This is a genomic window from Polaromonas sp. P3_C2 (assembly GCF_056402675.1).
The window spans coordinates 1-1943 of the sequence record NZ_JBFUGX010000719.1 but is presented as its reverse complement, the minus strand read 5'-3'; the positions used below and the strand labels follow the sequence as shown (position 1 = coordinate 1943).

At 62.9% G+C, this 1943-nt stretch carries 3 protein-coding genes; 1 reads left to right on the top strand and 2 read right to left on the bottom strand.

Annotated features, from left to right (window positions below):
- Nucleotides 1–262: 262 nt before the first annotated feature.
- Nucleotides 263–649 (bottom strand): EF-hand domain-containing protein, encoded by a 387-nt coding sequence (locus AC1DWI_RS21140; RefSeq protein WP_477670379.1) that lies wholly within the window; start codon nucleotides 647–649, stop codon nucleotides 263–265.
- Nucleotides 650–826: 177 nt separating this feature from the next.
- On the opposite strand from AC1DWI_RS21140, the gene AC1DWI_RS21135 reads away from it, so the two are divergent.
- A complete protein-coding gene (locus AC1DWI_RS21135; protein ID WP_477670378.1) occupies nucleotides 827–1396 on the top strand; it encodes a cob(I)yrinic acid a,c-diamide adenosyltransferase in 570 nt (189 codons plus the stop codon).
- A 205-nt stretch (nucleotides 1397–1601) separates the two neighbouring features.
- On the opposite strand, the gene AC1DWI_RS21130 is transcribed toward AC1DWI_RS21135, so the two are convergent.
- Nucleotides 1602–1943: hypothetical protein (locus AC1DWI_RS21130; protein WP_477725671.1), on the bottom strand; the 342-nt coding region annotated here is incomplete at its 5' end.

Here is a 1943-nt window from a genome sequence, read left to right as displayed (position 1 = left end):
CTACCAGGGCGGTTGAGCAGCGCTCGGCAAAGCGGGCTTTCAGCKCGTCAATCAGCGCGGCAGGAGTTTCGCGCTGGCAGATTTCGGGAAGCAGGTGCGTGGGCAGGGGGGCGTTCATGGTGTCTCCGGGTCGGTGGCACAGTTTACGACGTGCGCGCCGTTTGCGCCAACGAGGCCGGAGGCCCAGCCATGACCGCTGGAGCGCCCGCATGAAGCGGGGGAGACAAAGCAGGCCGCCCCCTCAAGGGGCCATCAGGGACTGTCAGGAGCCGGTGGCCGCCTTGGTGAGCTCGGCCAGCGAGATAAAGGTGTCGTGGTTGGTATCGATCTGCTCGAAACGCTGTGCCACGGCCGGCAGGTGCTCGGCTTCCTGGCGATCAAGCTTGCCGTCCTTGTTGGTATCCGCACGGCCGAAAGCCGCCTCGACGTCCTTGCTGGTGGTGCGGTTTTGCGGTACGGCGCCCGGCGTGCCGGAAGGCGCCATCTGGGAGGGCGGGCTGGTGGGGCTTGCAGGTGAGGGAGGAGCGGTTTGGGCCCGCACGGCGCCAGCAGCGCCCATAGCCAGTGCCGCCACCAAAAGCACGCTGCGCAACTCGAAGCCGGGAATAGAATGTTTTGGATGCTGTGTTGCTGTCGTGTGCATGGTCATGCGAAGAGTCTTTCAAAGAGTGGACAAGCAGCCATTGCAACCCAGCCTGCCCGTTGCGGCCAGCAGTTTTGCAGGGTGTTTCCTCACTCACATGATGGCGTACGACGACACATTTTCTTGCCCGGCGTAACGCTTGGGCTTCATGCACTTTCACCGCGCTTCACCGCGTCTCAGACCATGGCCAACAGACTCTCACAGATCGCAACGCGCACCGGCGATAACGGCACCACCGGCCTGGGCGATAACACGCGTGTGTCCAAGGACAGCCTGCGTGTGCATGCCATGGGCGATGTCGATGAATTGAACTCGCACATTGGTGTGTTGTTGTGCGAAGAGCTGCCCCCGGGCGTGCGCGACCTGCTGGTGGAGGTGCAGCACCAGCTCTTCAACCTGGGCGGCGAACTCTCCATTCCCGGCTTTGAACTGCTCAAGCCCGAAGCCGTGGCGCTGCTGGACGACGCACTGGCCGAACACAACGCGAAACTGCCGCGCCTGGCGGAATTTATCTTGCCGGCGGGCTCGCGTGCCGCGTCGCTTGCGCATGTGTGCCGCACGGTGGCGCGCCGTGCCGAACGATCGGTGGTCGCGCTGGGTGCGGTCGAACCGGTCAAGGAGTCGCCGCGCCACTACCTCAACCGCCTGAGCGATCTGCTCTTCGTTCTGTCGCGCGTGCTCAACCGCATGAATGGCGGTGACGACGTGTACTGGAAGAGCGAACGCATGGCACAGGCCGCCGGTACGAAATAACAACAACGGCCAGCGCGGTGTTCCCGCGTGAACTGCAGCCATGCCGGCCAGCCGTTGTCTGTAAACAGGTCCCGTTCGGGTGCGGTTGGAGTCGGCGGTTTTGCTATCAATAAGATAGCTAATTGCGCGCGATCATCAAGCGTTGCAGCACTAAAACACCTCGATCTCAAGTTGCCGTCGGGTTCTGGCCAAAAAAATGGCGCTTCTAGACCCGCGTCAGCATGTGCGCCGGTAGCCAGCCGGAGAAGGCGGGCAGCAGCGCATTGATGCGCCGCGCTGCCTCTTCCTGATAGAACTGGCGGGCTATCAGCTGGAATATCTCTCCCCGCAGCTGCCAAAGGTGCTGTGCGGTGTGCGCCTCGTCGATACGCCAGCGCATGCGTTCGCACATGGGTCCCTCGCACCGTTGCAGCGCATCGTGGAGCTGATGGCGCAGCTGGTCCAGGTCCAGCGTCGATGGCTCCAGCGCACTTTCATGCGGCCGGCTGTGCAGCGACTTCATCCATGCCATGGTGGTCTTCTCATGKGGAGGGCCTTGATGCAGCTG

What these genes read in the sequence shown, in the direction of transcription:
- AC1DWI_RS21140 (WP_477670379.1), bottom strand. Translation starts at nt 649, where the DNA reads ATGACCATGCACACGACAGCAACACAGCATCCAAAACATTCTATTCCC.
- AC1DWI_RS21135 (WP_477670378.1), top strand. Translation starts at nt 827, where the DNA reads ATGGCCAACAGACTCTCACAGATCGCAACGCGCACCGGCGATAACGGC.